At 57.7% G+C, this 17,099-nt stretch carries 19 protein-coding genes; 5 read left to right on the forward strand and 14 right to left on the reverse strand.

All coding sequences use genetic code 11. The features are described 5' to 3' along the window. The first annotated feature begins 1 nt into the window (after position 1). The 3 genes from INF58_RS16100 to INF58_RS16110 all read left to right on the forward strand — a co-directional run bounded on the left by INF58_RS16100 (position 2) and on the right by INF58_RS16110 (position 3,074). Positions 2 to 1,369, forward strand: coding sequence for a 6-phospho-alpha-glucosidase (locus INF58_RS16100; protein WP_193528088.1), 1,368 nt, complete (start codon positions 2 to 4; stop codon positions 1,367 to 1,369). An 89-nt stretch (positions 1,370 to 1,458) separates the two neighbouring features. Next, a complete protein-coding gene (gene sseA, locus INF58_RS16105; protein ID WP_193528089.1) occupies positions 1,459 to 2,304 on the forward strand; it encodes a 3-mercaptopyruvate sulfurtransferase in 846 nt (281 codons plus the stop codon). Further along, complete coding sequence (locus tag INF58_RS16110) at positions 2,304 to 3,074, forward strand: MurR/RpiR family transcriptional regulator (RefSeq protein ID WP_063450521.1); 771 nt, start codon at positions 2,304 to 2,306, stop codon at positions 3,072 to 3,074. The genes sseA and INF58_RS16110 overlap by 1 nt, the downstream gene beginning before the upstream one ends. Before the next feature lie 17 nt (positions 3,075 to 3,091). Here the strand turns inward: INF58_RS16110 and sseB are convergent, their stop codons facing one another. The 11 genes from sseB to trmJ all read right to left on the reverse strand — a co-directional run bounded on the left by sseB (position 3,092) and on the right by trmJ (position 11,842). After that, complete coding sequence (sseB, locus tag INF58_RS16115; protein WP_193528090.1) at positions 3,092 to 3,868, reverse strand: enhanced serine sensitivity protein SseB; 777 nt, start codon at positions 3,866 to 3,868, stop codon at positions 3,092 to 3,094. 97 nt (positions 3,869 to 3,965) lie between these two features. After that, positions 3,966 to 5,252 (reverse strand): aminopeptidase PepB, encoded by a 1,287-nt coding sequence (gene pepB / locus INF58_RS16120; protein ID WP_112791758.1) that lies wholly within the window; start codon positions 5,250 to 5,252, stop codon positions 3,966 to 3,968. 60 nt (positions 5,253 to 5,312) lie between these two features. Next, entirely contained in the window at positions 5,313 to 5,513 is a 201-nt protein-coding gene (gene iscX, locus INF58_RS16125) for a Fe-S cluster assembly protein IscX (RefSeq protein WP_165716258.1), read from the reverse strand. A gap of 1 nt (position 5,514) precedes the next feature. After that, positions 5,515 to 5,850, reverse strand: coding sequence for an ISC system 2Fe-2S type ferredoxin (gene fdx, locus INF58_RS16130; RefSeq protein ID WP_003860652.1), 336 nt, complete (start codon positions 5,848 to 5,850; stop codon positions 5,515 to 5,517). Position 5,851: 1 nt separating this feature from the next. Continuing rightward, complete coding sequence (hscA, locus tag INF58_RS16135) at positions 5,852 to 7,702, reverse strand: Fe-S protein assembly chaperone HscA (protein WP_193528091.1); 1,851 nt, start codon at positions 7,700 to 7,702, stop codon at positions 5,852 to 5,854. Between the two features lie 14 nt (positions 7,703 to 7,716). Beyond that, on the reverse strand, positions 7,717 to 8,232 hold the full coding sequence (gene hscB, locus INF58_RS16140) for a co-chaperone HscB (RefSeq protein WP_193528092.1): 516 nt from the start codon (positions 8,230 to 8,232) through the stop codon (positions 7,717 to 7,719). A gap of 76 nt (positions 8,233 to 8,308) precedes the next feature. Next, on the reverse strand, positions 8,309 to 8,632 hold the full coding sequence (iscA, locus tag INF58_RS16145) for an iron-sulfur cluster assembly protein IscA (protein ID WP_003860659.1): 324 nt from the start codon (positions 8,630 to 8,632) through the stop codon (positions 8,309 to 8,311). Positions 8,633 to 8,645: 13 nt separating this feature from the next. After that, positions 8,646 to 9,032, reverse strand: coding sequence for a Fe-S cluster assembly scaffold IscU (iscU, locus tag INF58_RS16150; protein ID WP_015703172.1), 387 nt, complete (start codon positions 9,030 to 9,032; stop codon positions 8,646 to 8,648). Positions 9,033 to 9,056: 24 nt separating this feature from the next. Then, on the reverse strand, positions 9,057 to 10,271 hold the full coding sequence (gene iscS / locus INF58_RS16155; RefSeq protein ID WP_003860663.1) for a cysteine desulfurase: 1,215 nt from the start codon (positions 10,269 to 10,271) through the stop codon (positions 9,057 to 9,059). Positions 10,272 to 10,388: 117 nt separating this feature from the next. After that, positions 10,389 to 10,880, reverse strand: coding sequence for a Fe-S cluster assembly transcriptional regulator IscR (gene iscR, locus INF58_RS16160; protein ID WP_022649018.1), 492 nt, complete (start codon positions 10,878 to 10,880; stop codon positions 10,389 to 10,391). A gap of 236 nt (positions 10,881 to 11,116) precedes the next feature. Beyond that, complete coding sequence (gene trmJ, locus INF58_RS16165) at positions 11,117 to 11,842, reverse strand: tRNA (cytosine(32)/uridine(32)-2'-O)-methyltransferase TrmJ (RefSeq protein WP_063450562.1); 726 nt, start codon at positions 11,840 to 11,842, stop codon at positions 11,117 to 11,119. A 132-nt stretch (positions 11,843 to 11,974) separates the two neighbouring features. Between trmJ and suhB the strand changes: the two genes are divergently transcribed. Next, a complete protein-coding gene (suhB, locus tag INF58_RS16170; protein WP_003860668.1) occupies positions 11,975 to 12,778 on the forward strand; it encodes an inositol-1-monophosphatase in 804 nt (267 codons plus the stop codon). Between the two features lie 60 nt (positions 12,779 to 12,838). Here suhB and INF58_RS16175 read toward each other — a convergent pair whose 3' ends face one another. Together INF58_RS16175 and INF58_RS16180 are read right to left on the reverse strand one after the other, a co-directional pair. Next, positions 12,839 to 13,819 carry a nickel/cobalt transporter gene (locus tag INF58_RS16175; protein ID WP_193528093.1) on the reverse strand — a complete coding sequence of 327 codons (981 nt, stop codon included), beginning with the start codon at positions 13,817 to 13,819 and terminating at the stop codon, positions 12,839 to 12,841. Then, positions 13,810 to 14,448: a DUF1007 family protein gene (locus tag INF58_RS16180; RefSeq protein ID WP_193036729.1), complete on the reverse strand. Its 639-nt coding sequence runs from the start codon at positions 14,446 to 14,448 to the stop codon at positions 13,810 to 13,812. The genes INF58_RS16175 and INF58_RS16180 overlap by 10 nt, the downstream gene beginning before the upstream one ends. A 125-nt stretch (positions 14,449 to 14,573) precedes the next feature. Here INF58_RS16180 and csiE point away from each other — a divergent pair, with 125 nt between their 5' ends. Then, positions 14,574 to 15,851: a stationary phase inducible protein CsiE gene (csiE, locus tag INF58_RS16185; protein ID WP_193528094.1), complete on the forward strand. Its 1,278-nt coding sequence runs from the start codon at positions 14,574 to 14,576 to the stop codon at positions 15,849 to 15,851. Here the strand turns inward: csiE and INF58_RS16190 are convergent, their stop codons facing one another. Next, positions 15,852 to 16,991 carry a 3-phenylpropionate MFS transporter gene (locus INF58_RS16190; protein WP_193528095.1) on the reverse strand — a complete coding sequence of 380 codons (1,140 nt, stop codon included), beginning with the start codon at positions 16,989 to 16,991 and terminating at the stop codon, positions 15,852 to 15,854. It lies immediately after the preceding gene. Between the last annotated feature and the right edge of the window lie 108 nt (positions 16,992 to 17,099).

The following is a 17,099-nucleotide window of genomic DNA, read 5'->3' on the forward strand; positions in this document are numbered from 1 at the left end:
AATGTTTACACCCCCCTTTATTCTGTCGATTGCCGGCGGCGGCAGCACCTACACGCCGGGTATTGTGAAAAGCCTGATGGTACGCCTGGACGATTTCCCTCTGGCAGAGATCCGCCTGTACGACATCGACGAGGCGCGTCAGAAGACCATTGCGCCCGTGGTGGAGAAGGTCATTCGCGACCACAGTCAGAGCATCAAATTCACCGTCACCAGCGACCCGGAAGTGGCCTTCAGCGGCGCACACTTTGTTTTTGCCCAGATGCGCGTCGGGCAGTACAAAATGCGCGAGCAGGATGAAAAAATTCCGCTGCGCCACGGCGTGGTCGGCCAGGAAACCTGCGGCCCAGGAGGGCTGGCGTATGGCCTGCGCACAATCCTGCCGATGGTCGAGCTTATCGATCGAGTGGAACGCTACGCACATGAGAAAGCGTGGATCGTGAACTACTCCAACCCGGCAGCGATTGTTGCGGAGGGCGTGCGTCGCCTGCGCCCCAACGCTCGGGTGCTGAACATCTGCGATATGCCGGTCGCGGCGATGCGTAATATGGGGGCCATACTGGGCGTGGATCGTCGCAGGCTGGAGGTGGACTATTTTGGTCTCAACCACTTCGGCTGGTTTACCCGCGTGCTGGTGGACGGCGAGGACAAATTACCGGAGCTGCGTAAACATATCGCGAAGTTTGGACTGCTGACGGAAGATGCCGCAAAAACCGACCCGCAGCACTCGGATCCGTCGTGGGTAAAAACCTGGCGCAACATCAAGCCGATAATGGATAACTTCCCGGAGTACCTGCCGAACCCGTATCTACAGTACTACCTGATGCCGAACCAGATTGTGGAGCATCAAAACCCCGACTATACCCGGGCCAACGAAGTGATGAACGGGCGTGAGAAAAAGCTGTTCGCCGCTGCCGAAGAGTACCAGCGCACCGGAATTTTACCGGATGCCTTCCACGTAGGTGTCCACGGTGAGTTTATCGTCGATGTCGCCTGCTCGCTGGCGTTTAACCTGCGCCAGCGTCACCTGGTGATGGTCGAAAACCGCGGGGCGATTACCAACCTGCCTTATGATGCGGTGGTGGAAGTGCCTGCCTATATTACCTCCGAAGGACCAGAGCCCGTCCGCGTGGGTCAGGTGCCGCTGTTTCACCAGACGCTTTTACAGCAGCAGCTGGCCTCTGAACAGCTGCTGGTTGAGGCGACCATTGAAGGCAGCTATGAAAAAGCGTTGCAGGCGTTCACCCTGAACCGCACCGTGCCGACCATGGAACACGCGAAGGCAATCCTGGATGAGATGATCGAAGCCAACCGCGACTACTGGCCTGTACTGCAAAAAGCCTGGCAGGACGGCGAAGCGGTGAAAAAATAGGGGCTTGCTCGCGAGTTGAACGTGGTTAGCTTGTCGGTGTCAGAAAAAACACCGACAATCCTTTTTTACGGAAAAGAATGGAGGCAACCATGTCCACCTCATATTTTGTCGCCGCCGACTGGCTGATTGAGCACGGTGACGATCCGGAAGTTCAGATTATTGATGCGCGCATGGCCCCTCCGGGGCAAGAGCATCGTGACGTTCCCGGTGAGTACCGCGCAGGGCATCTGCCAGGCGCGGTATTTTTTGATATCGAAGCGCTTTCCGATCACACCTCTCCCCTGCCACACATGCTGCCGCGTCCGGAAGCGTTTTCCGTGACGATGCGCGAGCTGGGCATCAGCAAAGACAAACATCTTGTTGTTTACGATGAAGGCAATCTGTTCTCCGCGCCGCGCGCGTGGTGGATGCTGAAAAACTTCGGCGTGGAAAAAGTGTCGATTCTGGCGGGTGGGCTTGCGGGCTGGAAACGCGATGAGCTGCCGCTCCAGCAGGGTGACGTCACGCTGCCGGAAGGCGATTTCGACGCGTCGTTTGACGCACACGTGGTGAAGCGTCTGACCGATGTGCTGGTCGTCAGCCACGAAAAGACGGCGCAAATCGTCGATGCGCGCCCTGCACCCCGCTTTAACGCTGAAGCGGATGAACCACGACCGGGGCTGAGGCGAGGCCATATTCCGGGTGCGCTGAACGTGCCGTGGGGCGATCTGGTGTTTGAAGGCGAGCTGAAAACCACCGATGAACTGCGTGCCGTATTTGAACGTCAGGGCGTGGATCTGCATCGTCCGATTATTGCCAGCTGCGGCTCCGGCGTGACGGCCTGCGTGGTGATTCTGGCGCTGGCAACCCTTGGCGCGAATGACGTGACGCTGTATGACGGCGCCTGGTGCGAATGGGGCGCGCGGGACGATCTGCCGGTTGAACCGGCGAAATAATGGATAACCGCCTGGCAACGCTGTTAACGCGCGGGTCCTCACTGACCCGCGCGGAGTATCGCGTCCTCGCCCACCTCACGGAGCATCCGCTGCTGGTGGGCAACATCACCGTGCGCGAGCTGGCGCTGGCGACATTTGTCTCCACCGCGACGATTATGCGCCTGTGTCAGAAGCTCGGATTCAGCGGCTTTAGCGAGTTTATCTGGCACTGCAAGCAGCTGCTTTCAGACACGCCGCACATCACCGTGCAGCCTGAGCAGCATGCGGAATTACCGGCGCTGTTCGCTCAGTTTATTGCCAACTATCAGCATACCTTTCAGTGGGTCACCCAGGCCAAACGCCAGCAGTTTGCCAGCCTGCTGCGCCAGAAAGAGAGCTTCTTTCTTTACGGCGCCGGGTTTTCGTATCTTTTTGCCGAGTACCTGACCAAGAAGTTGCAGGTGCTGGGTAAAACGGCGTTCATCTCCGGGCCGGGGGACAGCCGGAATATTTTTCTCAGTAACGCCGCGCGTTATCAGGTGTTTATTGCCGTCTCCCGCAGCGGCGAAACGGAGCAGGTACTGGATAAAGCGCGGATAGCCAAAAACGTCGGCATGACGGTCGTCGCGTTTACCCGAGCCTCCGCCAATACGCTGGCGGGCATGGCGGATCTGCATTTCGCGCTGTATGACGAGGCGGTGCACTTCGCTGCCGAAGCCGCGGGCGTGACGTCGTTTGAGTCGAATCTGGTGCTACTGATGGATTTACTGCTGCTGGAGGCAACGGGGTGAGGCTCACCCCGCCGTAATTAAATAATGCGGTTGGTTTTAAGATCGCGCAGGAAGCCGCCCCAGCGACGCTCGTAGAACGGGGTGATGTGCTCGGTAATAAAGTGGCTGATCCCTTTCTCGCCCTTCTTCACCTGACAGATATCGATCGGCTCATCGCCCGGCAGCGTGTCGGTCGCTACGCTTCCCGCTGCCTGAATGATGGCTTCAATATCGCCGTCCGCTTCAATACCAATCAGCAGCACGGGCTGTTCATCAGCTCCCTCTTTGATGGAGCAGAGGAAAGCGCGTTTCACCGGCTTGATGGTACTAAACAGCGTGGTCAGGGAGTCAATCATCTGCGCGGGCGGCTCGGCCACTTCAGAGAGCAGCAGCGTTTCTCCCCCTTCCAGCACCTCCTGGGTGCTGAGCGGGTTGCCCTCCTCACCAATCAGGTGGCTGATTTCGCGCGGGGTGAACTCTTTCCCTGTTGGCAGTTTGGCGTTGAGGAAAAGCGTCTGCCCCAGCGTCATTTCGAACAGCGTGCGCACCGGCATCACCACGAACGCCTGTTCGTCGTCTACCGCTTTCTGCAAGGCTTCCAGCGAGGTAAAGAACGGGATCACCGAGGTGCCGTCATCTTTCTCCCAGTGCAGCAGATCCAGCGCGCTGTCTTCCACTACCTGCTCCCCTTCTGCCGCCGTTCCCGGCACCCAGACGGTAGATTCCAGCAGCGTGCGGAAAAAGGCCGGACGGTGGGCGGGCTCGGTCGCCGCCTGCTCCAGCAGGGTCTCTAATTCGTTTTTAGTATCTGACATAGTTTCGCTACTTCAAAAAAACGCCGGGTGGCGCTTTGCTTACCCGGCCTACAAAACCGTAGGCCCATGCAAGCGCAGCGCCGCCCGGCAAAAAAGATCACTCAGCCGTCAGCAGGTTCGCCACGGTACGCACGCCCAGACCGGTCGCACCCGCAGACCACTGTTCAACCGCCGCTTTACGGTAGGTTGCAGAGCAGTCGATGTGCAGCCAGCCTTCATGATAGTTCTCAACGAAGTGAGACAGGAAGCCCGCTGCGGTGCTTGCACCCGCCGGATACGCCGCGCTCGCGGTGTTGTTCAGCTCGGCAAAGTTAGACGGCAGCTGGCTGCGGTGGAACTCGGCCAGCGGCAGGCGCCAGAACGGCTCGTTTTCCGCCGCGGCGCTTGCCAGCAGGCGAGCGGCCAGCTTGTCGTCGAAGCTGAACAGCGCGTGGTAGTCGTTACCCAGGGCCGTTTTCGCCGCGCCGGTCAGGGTCGCCATGTCGATAATGAGCTCTGGTTTCTGGGCAGAGGCGTCGATCAGGCCATCGGCCAGCACCAGACGGCCTTCGGCGTCGGTGTTCATCACTTCGACATTTTTACCGTTGCGGTAGCGAATGATGTCGCCCAGCTTGAAGGCGTTACCGCTCACCATGTTATCCGCGCAGCACAGGTACAGCTTGACGCGCTTGTTCAGGCCACGAGTGATGGCGAACGCCAGCGCGCCGGTGATGGTTGCCGCGCCGCCCATGTCGGACTTCATGGAATCCATGAATGCGCTCTGCTTCAGGCTATAGCCGCCGGTGTCGAAGGTAATGCCTTTCCCGACCAGGCAGGCAAAGACCGGCGCTTCTTTATTGCCGGTTGGGTTGTAATCCAGCGCCAGCAGGACCGGAGGACGTTCGGAGCCGCGGCCCACGGTATGAATGCCCATGTAGTTCTGCTCGCGCAGATCTTCGCCTTTGGTGATGCGGTAGGACATGTTATCCCCCGCCACGCCGGACAGCAGGTCAACGGCGCGCTGCGCCAGCTGCTCAGGGCCAAGCTCTTCCGCCGGGGCGTTAATGGTGTCGCGCACCCAGTCGATAATTTTTAGGCGGCTTTCCAGCTCTTTCTGACCAGCTTCGTCGAGGTTCGCCCACTCAATTTTACGGGTGCCTTTCGGGCCTTTGTATCCCGTCCAGAACGCCCAGCTGCGGTCAGTATCCCAGCCTTCACCCTCCAGCGACACATGCTTAATGCCCAGGCCGTCAATTTTACGCGCGGCGCGCTGGATCAGACCCAAATCATCGTTGCCCGTCAGGTGCAGGGTGATACCGTCGTTGTTGATGCTGTAGGTGGCTTTTTCGCCCCAGCGCGCGTCAGCAGGCTGTGTGGCGAGCGTAATCTTCATCGCTTCGGTCATTTTATTTATCCTTATTAGCAACTAGCAAACGGGCCGCCTGAAGGCAGCCCGTTTTGTTATTTATTCTGCTTCATCTAACCAGACTAACAGAATCGCCTCCAGAATTTTTTCATTGGATGCGTTAGGATCGTCGTCGAAATCCTCTAAAACGCAGATCCACTGGTGCATGTCAGTGAATCGTACGGTCTTCGGATCGAGATCCGGGTTCGCGTCGTAGAGCGCTTCGCCGATTTCACGGCTGTCTGTCCACTTCAGTCCCATATTAATGCTCGCGTGCGTGGTTGATGGTGTAGCGTGGGAATTCCACGACCAGATCTTCATCGGTCACCGCGGCCTGGCAGCTCAGGCGGCTGTCTGGCTCCAGACCCCATGCTTTATCCAGCATGTCGTCTTCATCTTCGGTGCTCTCGGCGAGAGAGTCGAAACCTTCACGCACGATGCAGTGGCAGGTGGTGCAGGCACAGGATTTTTCACAGGCGTGTTCCACTTCGATACCTGCACGCAGGGCAACATCGAGAATGGTTTCACCGGTCTTCGCTTCCAGAACAGCACCATCCGGACAGAGGTCCGCATGAGGCAAAATAACAATCTTTGGCATATTAAACCTCGTCCACGGACTGGCCTTTCAGCGCGACGCGGACAGATTTGTCCATGCGGCGAGCGGCGAAGTCCTGGGTTTGTTTATCAACGTTTTTAATGGCTTCTTCTATTGCGTCAGCGTCATTGCCTTCTGCGACTGCGCTTAGGCGCGCGGCAGCCTCGTCAATCACCTGGCGCTCGGCGGCGCTTAACAGCGCGGCATCGGCAGCGAGCGCCCCGTTCAGACTTTCCAGCACGCGTGCGGCTTCAACTTTCTGTTCAGCCAGCATACGCGCCTTCACATCCTGCTCGGCGTAGCTCATTGAATCCTGGATCATGGAGGCGATTTCGCCATCGGTCAGGCCGTAGGACGGCTTCACCTGAATGGACGATTCCACGCCGGTGGATTTTTCCATCGCCGTCACGCTCAGCAGGCCGTCGGCGTCCACCTGGAAGGTCACGCGAATATGCGCCCCGCCCGCCGGCAGCGCCGGGATACCGCGCAGCGCAAAGCGCGCCAGAGACCGGCAGTCCTGCACCAGTTCGCGCTCGCCCTGCATCACGTGGATGGACATCGCGGTCTGGCCGTCTTTGAAGGTGGTGAACTCCTGCGCGCGCGCCACCGGAATGGTGGTGTTACGCGGGATCACTTTCTCCACCAGGCCGCCCATGGTTTCTAAACCGAGAGACAGCGGGATGACGTCCAGCAGCAGCATTTCGCTGTCCGGCTTGTTGCCAACCAGAATATCGGCCTGGATAGCGGCGCCGACGGCAACCACTTTGTCCGGGTCGATAGAGGTCAGCGGCGTGCGGTCAAAGAATTCGCCCACGTGCTCGCGCACCAGCGGCACGCGCGTTGAGCCGCCTACCATGACCACTTCCAGCACCTCGTCAGCCTCCACGCCCGCATCCTTCAATGCGCGACGGCAGGCCAGCAGGGTGCGTTTAACCAGAGGCGTAATCAGCTCGCTGAACCGATCGCGGGTGATTTCACCCTGCCAGCCTGCGACATTAACGCTGACCGACTGCGCATCGCTCAGCGCAATTTTGGCGTCGATAGCCGCATCCAGCAGTTCGCGCTGAACGCGCGCATCGCTGCGATCGCTGATGCCCGCCTGCTCGCGGATGTAGTCCGCCAGCAGATGGTCGAAATCATCGCCGCCGAGCGCGGAATCCCCGCCGGTCGCCAGCACTTCGAACACGCCGCGGCTCAGGCGCAGGATAGAAATATCAAAGGTGCCGCCGCCCAGATCGTAGACCGCAATCACCCCTTCCTGACCGGAGTCGAGGCCGTAGGCAATCGCCGCCGCCGTCGGTTCGTTCAGCAGGCGCAGCACGTGCAGGCCCGCCAGACGCGCGGCGTCTTTGGTGCCCTGACGCTGTGCGTCGTCAAAATAGGCCGGAACGGTGATCACTACGCCGTCCAGATCGCCGCCGAGCGTCGCCGTCGCGCGCGCCGCCAGCGCTTTGAGGATGTCAGCGGAAACACGAATTGGGTTCAGCAGGCCGGCCGCCGTGGCAATCATCGGCAGGCCGTTTTCACTGGCCTGAAGCTGATACGGCAGGTGCGGGTAGCGGGTCTGGATATCAGCCAGCGAGCGGCCCATCATGCGCTTTACGGAACTGATGGTGTTGGCCGGATCGCGCGCGGCGTTGGCGCGGGCGTCGTAGCCAACCGCGTGCCCCTGCGGCTGATAGTGGACCACGGAAGGCAGCAGATGGCGGCCCTGCTCGTCAGCCAGCGTTTCCGCCTGGCCGCTGCGCACGGTCGCCACGAGGGAATTGGTGGTGCCCAGGTCAATACCGACCGCCAGACGACGCTGGTGCGGTGCGGCGCTTAAGCCAGGCTCACTAATTTGTAATAAGGCCATAATTGCTTCCGAAATTAAAAATCGAGCAGCTTTTCTTCGAGTTGTTCAGCACTGCTTCGCAGTTTATCGAGAAAACGGAGTTTGCGCACAGTGTCTGCCGCGACGTCCCAGGTCTCGTTGTTCAGTTGCTCCACCATCTGCTGATGGCGGGTATCGAACATGCCCTTTACGCGCGTGATAAAACGTTCCAGACGCGCTTCATCTTTGGCCTGTTCAATCTCATCCAGCTCTTCGCGCAGCTCCAGCTGTTCCATCAGAAAGGCGGTGTCGCGCACGGTATGCTGTTCGCTCGCCAGATCGAAGCCGTGGAGCGAAAGCAGATATTCGGCACGCGTCAGCGGATGACGCAGCGTTTGCCAGGCCTGATTGATGGTTGCGGAGTGCGATACCGCAGCCAGCTGCTCTGCCTGCGTCCCGCTGGCGAATTTATCCGGATGGTACTGACGCTGTAGATCCTGGAAACGGATCGTCAGTGCCTGAAGATCGATCGGGTATTGAGCGGGTAGTCCGAAGAGAGTGAAGTAATCCATAACAATCTCAGGGGTAGCCTGTTAGAACAAACCCCACGCGCAGCAAAGCCACGGTGGGGTTTCGGATGACGCGCGGTTAAACGTGGAAGCTTTCGCCGCAACCACACTCGTCTTTGACGTTCGGGTTCGTGAATTTGAACCCTTCGTTCAGGCCTTCTTTTACGAAGTCCAGCTGAGTGCCGTTGAGAAATTGCAGGCTTTTGCCATCGACCACCACCTTCACGCCCTTGTCTTCAAACACGGTGTCATCAGACGCCGGCTCGTCAACAAACTCCAGTACGTAAGCCATACCAGAACAGCCGGAGGTACGTACGCCCAGTCGCAGGCCAAAGCCTTTACCACGGTTCGCCAGAAAAGAGCTTACTCGCGCGGCAGCGCTGTCGCTAAGGGTAATCGACATACTCAAACCTCAATTATTTTGCTTCACGTTTGCTTTTGTAATCCGCAATGGCGGCTTTGATCGCGTCTTCTGCCAGAATAGAACAGTGAATTTTCACTGGTGGCAGTTCGAGTTCTTCAGCAATATCCGTGTTCTTGATTGCCTGTGCTTCGTCCAGAGACTTGCCCTTCACCCATTCGGTGACCAGGGAGCTGGAGGCAATAGCAGAACCGCAGCCGTAGGTCTTGAAGCGCGCGTCTTCAATGATACCTTCATTGTTGACTTTAATCTGCAACTTCATCACGTCGCCACATGCTGGCGCACCAACCATGCCGCTGCCGACAGAGTCGTCGCTGTTGTCAAAAGAGCCAACGTTGCGCGGGTTCTCGTAATGATCGATAACTTTTTCGCTGTATGCCATGATTGAATTCTCCTTATGTACCGATTAGTGATGTGACCATTCAATGCTGTTCAGGTCCACGCCCTGCTTGAACATTTCCCACAGTGGAGAAAGGTCGCGCAGACGGCCAATGGAGTTACGAACCAGCTTGATGGTGTAGTCAATCTCTTCTTCGGTAGTGAAACGACCTAAAGAGAAACGGATTGAGCTGTGTGCCAGCTCGTCAGTCATGCCCAGCGCACGCAGCACGTAGGATGGCTCCAGGCTTGCAGACGTACAGGCAGAACCGGAAGAAACGGCCAGGTCTTTCAGCGCCATGATCAGCGATTCACCTTCAACATAGTTGAAGCTGACGTTGAGGATGTTTGGCGCGCCCTGCTCGAGATCGCCGTTCAGATACACTTCTTCCATATCTTTCACGCCGTCCCACAGACGGTTACGCAGCGTACGCAGGCGTGCCATCTCGGTTTCCATTTCTTCTTTCGCGATACGGTACGCTTCGCCCATGCCCACGATCTGGTGAACAGGCAGCGTACCGGAACGCATGCCGCGCTCGTGACCGCCGCCATGCATCTGTGCTTCGATGCGGATGCGTGGCTTACGACGAACGTACAGCGCGCCGATACCTTTCGGGCCATAGATTTTGTGGCCGGAGAAGGACATCAGGTCTACCTTCAGCTGGCTCAGATCGATAGGCAGTTTGCCCACGCTCTGGGTCGCATCCACGTGGTAGATGATGCCGCGCGCACGGCACATTTCGCCGATGGTCGCGATGTCCTGCACAACGCCGATTTCGTTGTTAACGTGCATGATGGAAACCAGAATGGTGTCGTCACGCATCGCCGCTTCGAGCTCTTTCAGGTCGATGATCCCGTTGCTCTGCGGCGCCAGGTAAGTCACCTCGAACCCTTCACGCTCCAGCTGACGGCAGGTGTCCAGCACGGCTTTGTGTTCGGTTTTGCTGGTGATGATGTGCTTGCCTTTTTTCTGATAGAAGTTGGCCGCACCTTTGATCGCCAGGTTGTCGGATTCGGTCGCACCGGAGGTGAAAACAATTTCACGCGGGTCGGCGCCAACCAGGTCAGCAATCTGATTACGGGCGATATCTACCGCCTCTTCAGCATGCCAGCCAAAACGGTGTGAACGGGAAGCTGGGTTACCAAAGTTTCCGTCCAGGGTCAGACACTGCATCATTTTCTCGGCAACACGCGGGTCCACCGGCGTGGTTGCGGAGTAGTCGAGATAAATCGGTAATTTCATTGCTCTATAAACTCCGTACATCGCTTCAATGCAAGGAATCAGGCAACCGGCTGGATGTACGACCGAGTACGCGGGGTGTGACCACCCCGGCCTGATTCTGAATACTTATCTTTTTAATTACGCGCGCAGTTTAACGTCGATGGCGTCCTGCGAACGGGTGCTGCGTTGTGAATCCTGACTGTGCTGACGACCAGAAACGTCCAGAACTTCCTGGTTATTCACCAGTTCACCCAGGGTGATGTTGTTCAGGAAGCCGGTCAGACGGTCGCTCAGATCGCGCCACAGCGCGTGGGTCAGGCATTTATCGCCGCCCTGACAGCCGCCTTTACCCTGGCAACGGGTTGCATCAACGGATTCATCCACCGCGCTAATCACTTCGCCAACCGCAATACTGCCCGCGTCTTTACCCAGCAGATAACCGCCGCCCGGGCCACGAACGCTGGACACCAGTCCATTTTTACGCAGTCTGGAGAACAGCTGTTCCAGGTAAGAGAGGGAGATCCCTTGTCGTTCAGAAATATCAGCCAACGGAACCGGGCCCGCTTCGGAGTTGAGCGCAACGTCCAGCATCGCGGTCACGGCATAACGCCCTTTAGATGTCAGTCTCATGTCTTACTTAACCTCAAACTCGCCCCTGCCCGGGGTTTTTTATTGTAAAATGGGGGTATTGCATAGCAGGGCCAAGTCTGACATTCCTGACTAAATTGGTCAACTATTTACTTGACTGTTTTAGTCAGGTATTTAACCTTCTGTGCCGTATTTTTTGCCCGGCGGCGCGGCGCTTGCACGGGCCTACGGGCTTTGTAGGCCGGGTAAGCGAAGCGCCACCCGGCGAACACACGGCACTACTCTTTATTCTTCTGCTCAATCGACGCCAGGATCCCGCGCAGGATGTTAAGCTCCTGGCTTTCCGGACGGGCGCGGGTAAACATACGGCGCAGCTTGTTCATTACCTGGCCCGGGTGGCCTTCACGGATGAAACCGGTAGAGAGCAGTGTCTGCTCCAGGTGGCCGTAGAAACGCTCCAGGTCGTCCACCAGCGGGTAGGCCGTCTCTTCTTTAGGTTCGACCTGTTTCTCCTGCGTCGCCAGCCATGCCATGCGCACTTCGTAGGCGATTACCTGCACCGCCATCGCCAGGTTAAGCGAGCTGTATTCCGGGTTGGCGGCAATCGCCACGTGGTAGTGGCACTTCTGTAGTTCCTCGTTGGTCAGGCCAACGCGTTCGCGACCAAACACCAGTGCAACCGGCGCCTGCTCCGCTTCTGAGACGCTTTTCAGGCCGCATTCGCGCGGGTCCAGCATCGGCCACGGCAGCGTACGGGAGCGCGCACTGGTGCCCACCACCAGGCTGCAACCGGCCAGGGCTTCATCCAGCGTGTCCACGATCTGCGCATTACCGATCACGTCGCTGGCGCCGGCCGCCAGGGCAATAGCCTGAGAGTCTGGTTTCACCAGCGGATTAACCAGCCACAGGTTCGTTAAGCCCATGGTTTTCATAGCGCGGGCCACAGAGCCCATGTTGCCGGTGTGCGATGTTTCGACCAGCACGATTCGAATGTTTTGCAGCATAATTTTTAGATGTCTGGGTTCAGTGTCTGAAGAATATTCGGGCATATTATCATAAACGAGAGACATAATCCGATCCCGCTGCTATACTCTGCGCCGATTTTCCTGTTCTTTAACATCCAGTGAGAGAGACCGATGCATCCGATGCTGACCATCGCCGTGCGCGCAGCGCGCAAGGCGGGTAATGTAATTGCCAAACACTACGAAACTCCAGACTCCGTAGAAACCAGCCAGAAAGGCAGCAATGATTTCGTGACTAACGTCGATAAAGCCGCAGAAGCGATTATTATCGAAACGATCCGCAAATCTTACCCGCAGCACACCATCATCACCGAAGAAAGCGGTGAACATGAAGGTACCGATCAGGATGTTCAATGGGTTATCGATCCACTGGATGGCACAACCAACTTCGTTAAACGCCTGCCACACTTCTCAGTTTCTATCGCAGTACGCATCAAAGGCCGTACTGAAGTCGCCGTTGTCTACGATCCAATGCGTAACGAACTGTTCACCGCTACCCGCGGTCAGGGCGCACAGCTGAACGGCTACCGTCTGCGTTGCAGCAATGCACGCGATCTGGACGGCACTATTCTGGCGACCGGCTTCCCGTTCAAGGCGAAGCAGCACGCAACCACCTATATGAATATCCTGGGCAAACTGTTCACCGAATGCGCGGACTTCCGTCGCACCGGCTCTGCTGCACTGGATCTGGCCTACGTGGCGACCGGTCGCGTTGACGGTTACTTCGAGCTGTCCCTGAAGCCGTGGGACTTTGCAGCGGGCGAACTGATCGCACGTGAAGCAGGCGCTATCGTGTGCGACTTCACCGGCGGTCATAACTATATGTCTACCGGCAACATCGTTGCAGGTAACCCGCGCGTCGTTAAAGCCATGCTGGCAAACATGCGTGATGAACTGAGTGATGCGCTGAAGCGGTAATTCAGCATGTTAAGCCCGGTGGCGCTACGCTTACCGGGCCTACAAATCCCTCAGGTACGGCTAAAAAGGCCGCAGCCCCTTTCCCACCGGCACCGCGCTCATCCACATCGTGACCGCAGCCACCAGCAGAATCAACCCGCCCGCCAGCGCAAGCGTCGTCCAGCCAACCTGTCGCCACAGCACCGGCGTTTTATTGCCGCTGAGTTTTACCGCGAGCTGACGGAAGCTGTGCACCAGCAACGCTAACGAAGAGATAGTCAGAGATGTTCCCGCCGCCATCGCCAGCGCCGAGAGCATACCCCAGCCAAATACCCCAATCACTTTGCTGAACAACAGCACCATGATCGCTCCCGAGCACGGGCGCATCCCCATAGAGAGCACAATCATCAGGCGCGCGCGCCAGTCGTCGCCGCTCTGTAATTGCGCCTGCGTCGGCAGATGCTGATGCCCACATCCGCAGTTTTCATGGTGAACGTGATGCGGCGTAAAGGCTTTGAATTTCGGTTTTTGCAGCAGCGCGCGCAGCTTTTTCAGCGCCCGCCAGCAGAGGATCAGCCCCAGCACGCCCACCAGCGCGTAACTCCCCTTCTCCAGCCAGAAGCTGCTCATATGCAGCTGACGGGCCGGCAGCTGCAACAGCGAAAGGACTATCACCACGAGCGCAATCGCCACAACGCCCTGAAGTAAAGAGGACGCCAGCGTCAGGCCAATACTTGATTTCAGCTTCGACGGATGGGTGGCAAGCCAGGTGGTGATGACGATTTTGCCGTGCCCCGGCCCCAGCGCGTGCAGCACGCCATAGATAAAGCTGAACGCCAGAAGAGAACCGCCCGCTTTGGTCGGGTTCTCCGCCACCGCTTTCAGCAGCCCGCTCATCTGCTGATTGACTTCACGCTGCCAGATAATGCTTTTTATCATCACCTGCGGCCAGGCCTGCCACAGCCAGAGCGCGCCGCAGACGGCTAACAGTAAAAAGAGCGCCAGAGGCCAGAGGTGCAGCCAGCGACGCGGCTTGCTGACGGGAGAGGAGATCACTGACATTGCAACGTCACCTCCTGCGCAAACTGTTTTCCTAATTCCATGTCTTCTGGGGGCGCATCTTCTTTATCAAGGGAAACGGCAAAATTCAGCGTCTCTTCGCTGGGCGTCGGCGTGTGCACCGCAATTTTGCAGATTTTTTGCAAATTTTCCGGCAGCTGCACGTCGCTGTCCTGGGCGTAATGCATATCGACGTAGTAGGTTGGATCAAACGTGGAGAACGTGTACTTCTGCCCTGCCAGCGGCTGAGGGTGCGCCAGCGGAAGGATAAACGTCAGCACCGCCTGATGACCGTCGCGGGTCATGCCGTACTCCGTGGGACGATTAAGAAACTTCACCTTTTGTCCGTTGTGCCAGAACTCGGTGAAGTAGTGCTGACCCAGCACGTTGGCCATCACTTCTGCCGCCAGCTTTTTCCAGATTTCGTCGCCGGGCTTTGCGTTTCCGGCATCGTACAGCAGATCGGCGGAGGTGATTTCATCCATCGTCCAGCGCATTTTCAGGCCGCTGAGCTGCGTGCCGTCCGTCACCAGCTCGGTTTTCAGGCTGATAAAACTGTGAGGATGGGCGCCGGCGGCGAAAGTGAAAACCGCCAAAAATAACGCTACCGCGCTTTGTTTAACTATTTGCATCTGTTCCTCACGTCAAAAATTCTGTGATGTTCGCCAGCAATCCTGAGTGAAAGGCCTGCCGGCGCGCTTTTCAGCGCCCATCCTTTAGCTATTCTTATCAAACATTCACACTGGATACCCGACAGATGATGACGACACTTGAAATTCCATCTGTGCTTTCCAGTTCGCAGCGCCGCTGCCAGGTGCTTTTGATGCTTTACCTGCCCGATGCTGCCGTCACCGCACAGAGCATAATCGCTGCCAACGGCGTGGACGACGCCCTGGCACGGCAAGATATAGCCGAGACGCGCGATGAAATCCAGCGCTATCATCGGCTTGATATCGTCACGCACCTTGATGGCTGCTACCGAATTGAGGGTTCTGCCCTGAACCAGCGCTTGTGCCTGCTGCACTGGCTGCGCAGGGCGCTCCGGCTGTGTCCGCATTTTGTCTCGCAACAGTTTACCCCTGCCTTAAAAACCGCGCTTAAACAGCACGGTATCGCCCGTCCTCTTTATGACGATGCGAATCTTCGGGCGCTTATCAGCTTTTGTTCGCGCAAGCTTCAGCGCGAGTTTGAGGCCCGCGACGTGCAGTTTTTACAGCTCTATCTGCAATACTGTCTGATTCAGCATCATCTGGGCAATACGCCACAGTTTTCTCCCGTTCAGCGCAGCTGGACGCAGTCCAGAGGGGAGTACTTTACGGCGCAGGAAATTGTTCGCCACTGGAAACGGCGCGTTCCACAGGGCACACACGGCGATGAACAGCTGTTTCTGGCGCTGCTGTTTATGATGCTCCGCACACCCGATCCGGTGCTGGATAAACATCAGCAGGATCAGCGCCTGCGTCGCGCCATCGTGCGTATGATTGCCCGTTTCCGGGCGCAAACAGGAATGAACTTCAGCGATGAGCAAGGGCTGACCGATCAGCTTTATGTTCATCTGGCTCAGGCGCTGGACCGCTCCTTATTTGACATTGGCATCGACAACAGCCTTCCGGAAGAGATCCACCGCCTTTACCCCCGGCTGCTGCGCACCACCAAAGAGGTGCTGTCTGAGCTGGAAGCCGAATTTGGCCTGCGATTCTCAGGTGAAGAGAGGGCTCTGGTGGCGGTGATTTTCGGTGCCTGGCTGATGCAGGAAACCGATCTGCATGAAAAACAGGTGGTGCTGTTAACGGGGGAAGATAAAGCCTGTGAGGAACTGATTGAGCAGCAGCTTCGCGAACTGACGCTGCTGCCGCTCAATATTCGATATCTCAGCCTGGAAGCGTTTAAGAAAGAGGGCGCTCCTCGCGAGGCAGCGCTGGTCATTACTCCCTATCCAACCGCCCTGCCGCTGTTCTCGCCGCCGCTCATTCATGCCGTTGAGACCCTGAATTCGCAGCAGCAGGAACATATTCGCGTTATGCTCGAATCATAGTCACGCGCGAGCAGCCACCTTCGGGCGGATGACGATGGCCGGTAAGGCCACCAGCGCCATCACCCAGAACACCCCGTGCCCGAGATGCTGATAGAGGAAACCGGCGAAGACCGTCATCACGGCGATACTGCCCCCCATCGCCACCGCTGAATAGACCGCCTGGAGACGAATAACGTCCCCGCCCTCTCGCGCCGCGATGTAGCGCATCGCCGCCAGATGGCACACGGTAAAGGTTCCGCAGTGCAGAATTTGCGCCACAATCAGCCACGGCAGCTCCGTCGTCCAGCCCATGATGCCCCAGCGCGCCACGCCGCAGACGGCGGAGAGCAGCAGCAGATCCCGCGCACCGAAACGGCTGAACAGTTTTTTGCTGAGCGCAAAGATAATCACTTCAGCCACTACGCCAAGCGACCATAAATAGCCGACGGCGGAGGCGGAATATCCCGCGCCCTGCCAGTAGATGGCGCTGAAGCCGTAATAGGCCGCATGCGCGCCCTGAAGCAGGCACACGCAGGCCAGAAAACGCCAGCTTTGCGCCACCAGGCTTCGCCAGGCGGGCCAGCCCGCGCTTTCCTGATGACGGCTTTCCCCTTGCGGCATCACCGACGGGCGCAGCAGCATCCCCAGAAGCATGGAGGCGATCCCGATACTCAGCAATGCCAGGATCGCGCGGTAATCGTAGAGGCTGACCAGTTTGCCCACCAGCGCAGAGCCGATGACGAAGGCAATCGATCCCCACAGGCGCACGCGGCCATAGTCCATGGTGATCTGCTTTTGCCAGGTGTTCGCCAGCGCATCCGTCAGCGGCACCAGCGGGGAGAAGAACAGGTTAAAGCCAACCATCACCACCATCAGCCAGGCAAACTGGTGGCTGACCCAGAAACAGGCCGCGAAGATCAGCGTCAGCAGGGCCAGAATGCGCACCGCTTTAATCAGTAAGGAGGGATCGCTGACGCGAGGGGCAATCAGCAGGCTACCGAGAAAACGCGCCACCAGCCCTGCGCCCAGCAGGATACCGATGGTTTCAGGCGTCAGACCAATTCCCTTGAGCCAGACGCTCCAGAAAGGCAAAAAAATACCGTAGCTAAAGAAATAGGTGAAATAGCTGAGCGCCAGCCAGCGCGTGGAATGCAAGACCATGAATCCCTCCCGAAATGGAGGCGATAGTCTGGCGTTTATCCTGTACTTTAGCAAGTCGTTAGCGCGCTATAAATTTACGAAAAATTAACATCATGCACAGCCGGTCGG

The sequence above is a fragment of the Enterobacter cloacae complex sp. P24RS genome, assembly GCF_014982165.1.
Taxonomy (GTDB): Bacteria; Pseudomonadota; Gammaproteobacteria; order Enterobacterales; family Enterobacteriaceae; genus Enterobacter; species Enterobacter quasihormaechei.

Excerpts from the sequence above, each read along its gene's own strand:
- iscS (WP_003860663.1), bottom strand. The coding sequence starts at position 10,271 with ATGAAATTACCGATTTATCTCGACTACTCCGCAACCACGCCGGTGGAC.
- sseB (WP_193528090.1), bottom strand. The coding sequence starts at position 3,868 with ATGTCAGATACTAAAAACGAATTAGAGACCCTGCTGGAGCAGGCGGCG.
- csiE (WP_193528094.1), top strand. The coding sequence starts at position 14,574 with ATGATGACGACACTTGAAATTCCATCTGTGCTTTCCAGTTCGCAGCGC.
- hscB (WP_193528092.1), bottom strand. The coding sequence starts at position 8,232 with ATGGATTACTTCACTCTCTTCGGACTACCCGCTCAATACCCGATCGAT.
- INF58_RS16110 (WP_063450521.1), top strand. The coding sequence starts at position 2,304 with ATGGATAACCGCCTGGCAACGCTGTTAACGCGCGGGTCCTCACTGACC.
- iscR (WP_022649018.1), bottom strand. The coding sequence starts at position 10,880 with ATGAGACTGACATCTAAAGGGCGTTATGCCGTGACCGCGATGCTGGAC.
- INF58_RS16180 (WP_193036729.1), bottom strand. The coding sequence starts at position 14,448 with ATGCAAATAGTTAAACAAAGCGCGGTAGCGTTATTTTTGGCGGTTTTC.
- sseA (WP_193528089.1), top strand. The coding sequence starts at position 1,459 with ATGTCCACCTCATATTTTGTCGCCGCCGACTGGCTGATTGAGCACGGT.
- suhB (WP_003860668.1), top strand. The coding sequence starts at position 11,975 with ATGCATCCGATGCTGACCATCGCCGTGCGCGCAGCGCGCAAGGCGGGT.
- INF58_RS16190 (WP_193528095.1), bottom strand. The coding sequence starts at position 16,991 with ATGGTCTTGCATTCCACGCGCTGGCTGGCGCTCAGCTATTTCACCTAT.
- iscU (WP_015703172.1), bottom strand. The coding sequence starts at position 9,032 with ATGGCATACAGCGAAAAAGTTATCGATCATTACGAGAACCCGCGCAAC.
- iscA (WP_003860659.1), bottom strand. The coding sequence starts at position 8,632 with ATGTCGATTACCCTTAGCGACAGCGCTGCCGCGCGAGTAAGCTCTTTT.
- iscX (WP_165716258.1), bottom strand. The coding sequence starts at position 5,513 with ATGGGACTGAAGTGGACAGACAGCCGTGAAATCGGCGAAGCGCTCTAC.
- pepB (WP_112791758.1), bottom strand. The coding sequence starts at position 5,252 with ATGACCGAAGCGATGAAGATTACGCTCGCCACACAGCCTGCTGACGCG.
- hscA (WP_193528091.1), bottom strand. The coding sequence starts at position 7,702 with ATGGCCTTATTACAAATTAGTGAGCCTGGCTTAAGCGCCGCACCGCAC.
- INF58_RS16175 (WP_193528093.1), bottom strand. The coding sequence starts at position 13,819 with ATGTCAGTGATCTCCTCTCCCGTCAGCAAGCCGCGTCGCTGGCTGCAC.
- fdx (WP_003860652.1), bottom strand. The coding sequence starts at position 5,850 with ATGCCAAAGATTGTTATTTTGCCTCATGCGGACCTCTGTCCGGATGGT.
- INF58_RS16100 (WP_193528088.1), top strand. The coding sequence starts at position 2 with ATGTTTACACCCCCCTTTATTCTGTCGATTGCCGGCGGCGGCAGCACC.
- trmJ (WP_063450562.1), bottom strand. The coding sequence starts at position 11,842 with ATGCTGCAAAACATTCGAATCGTGCTGGTCGAAACATCGCACACCGGC.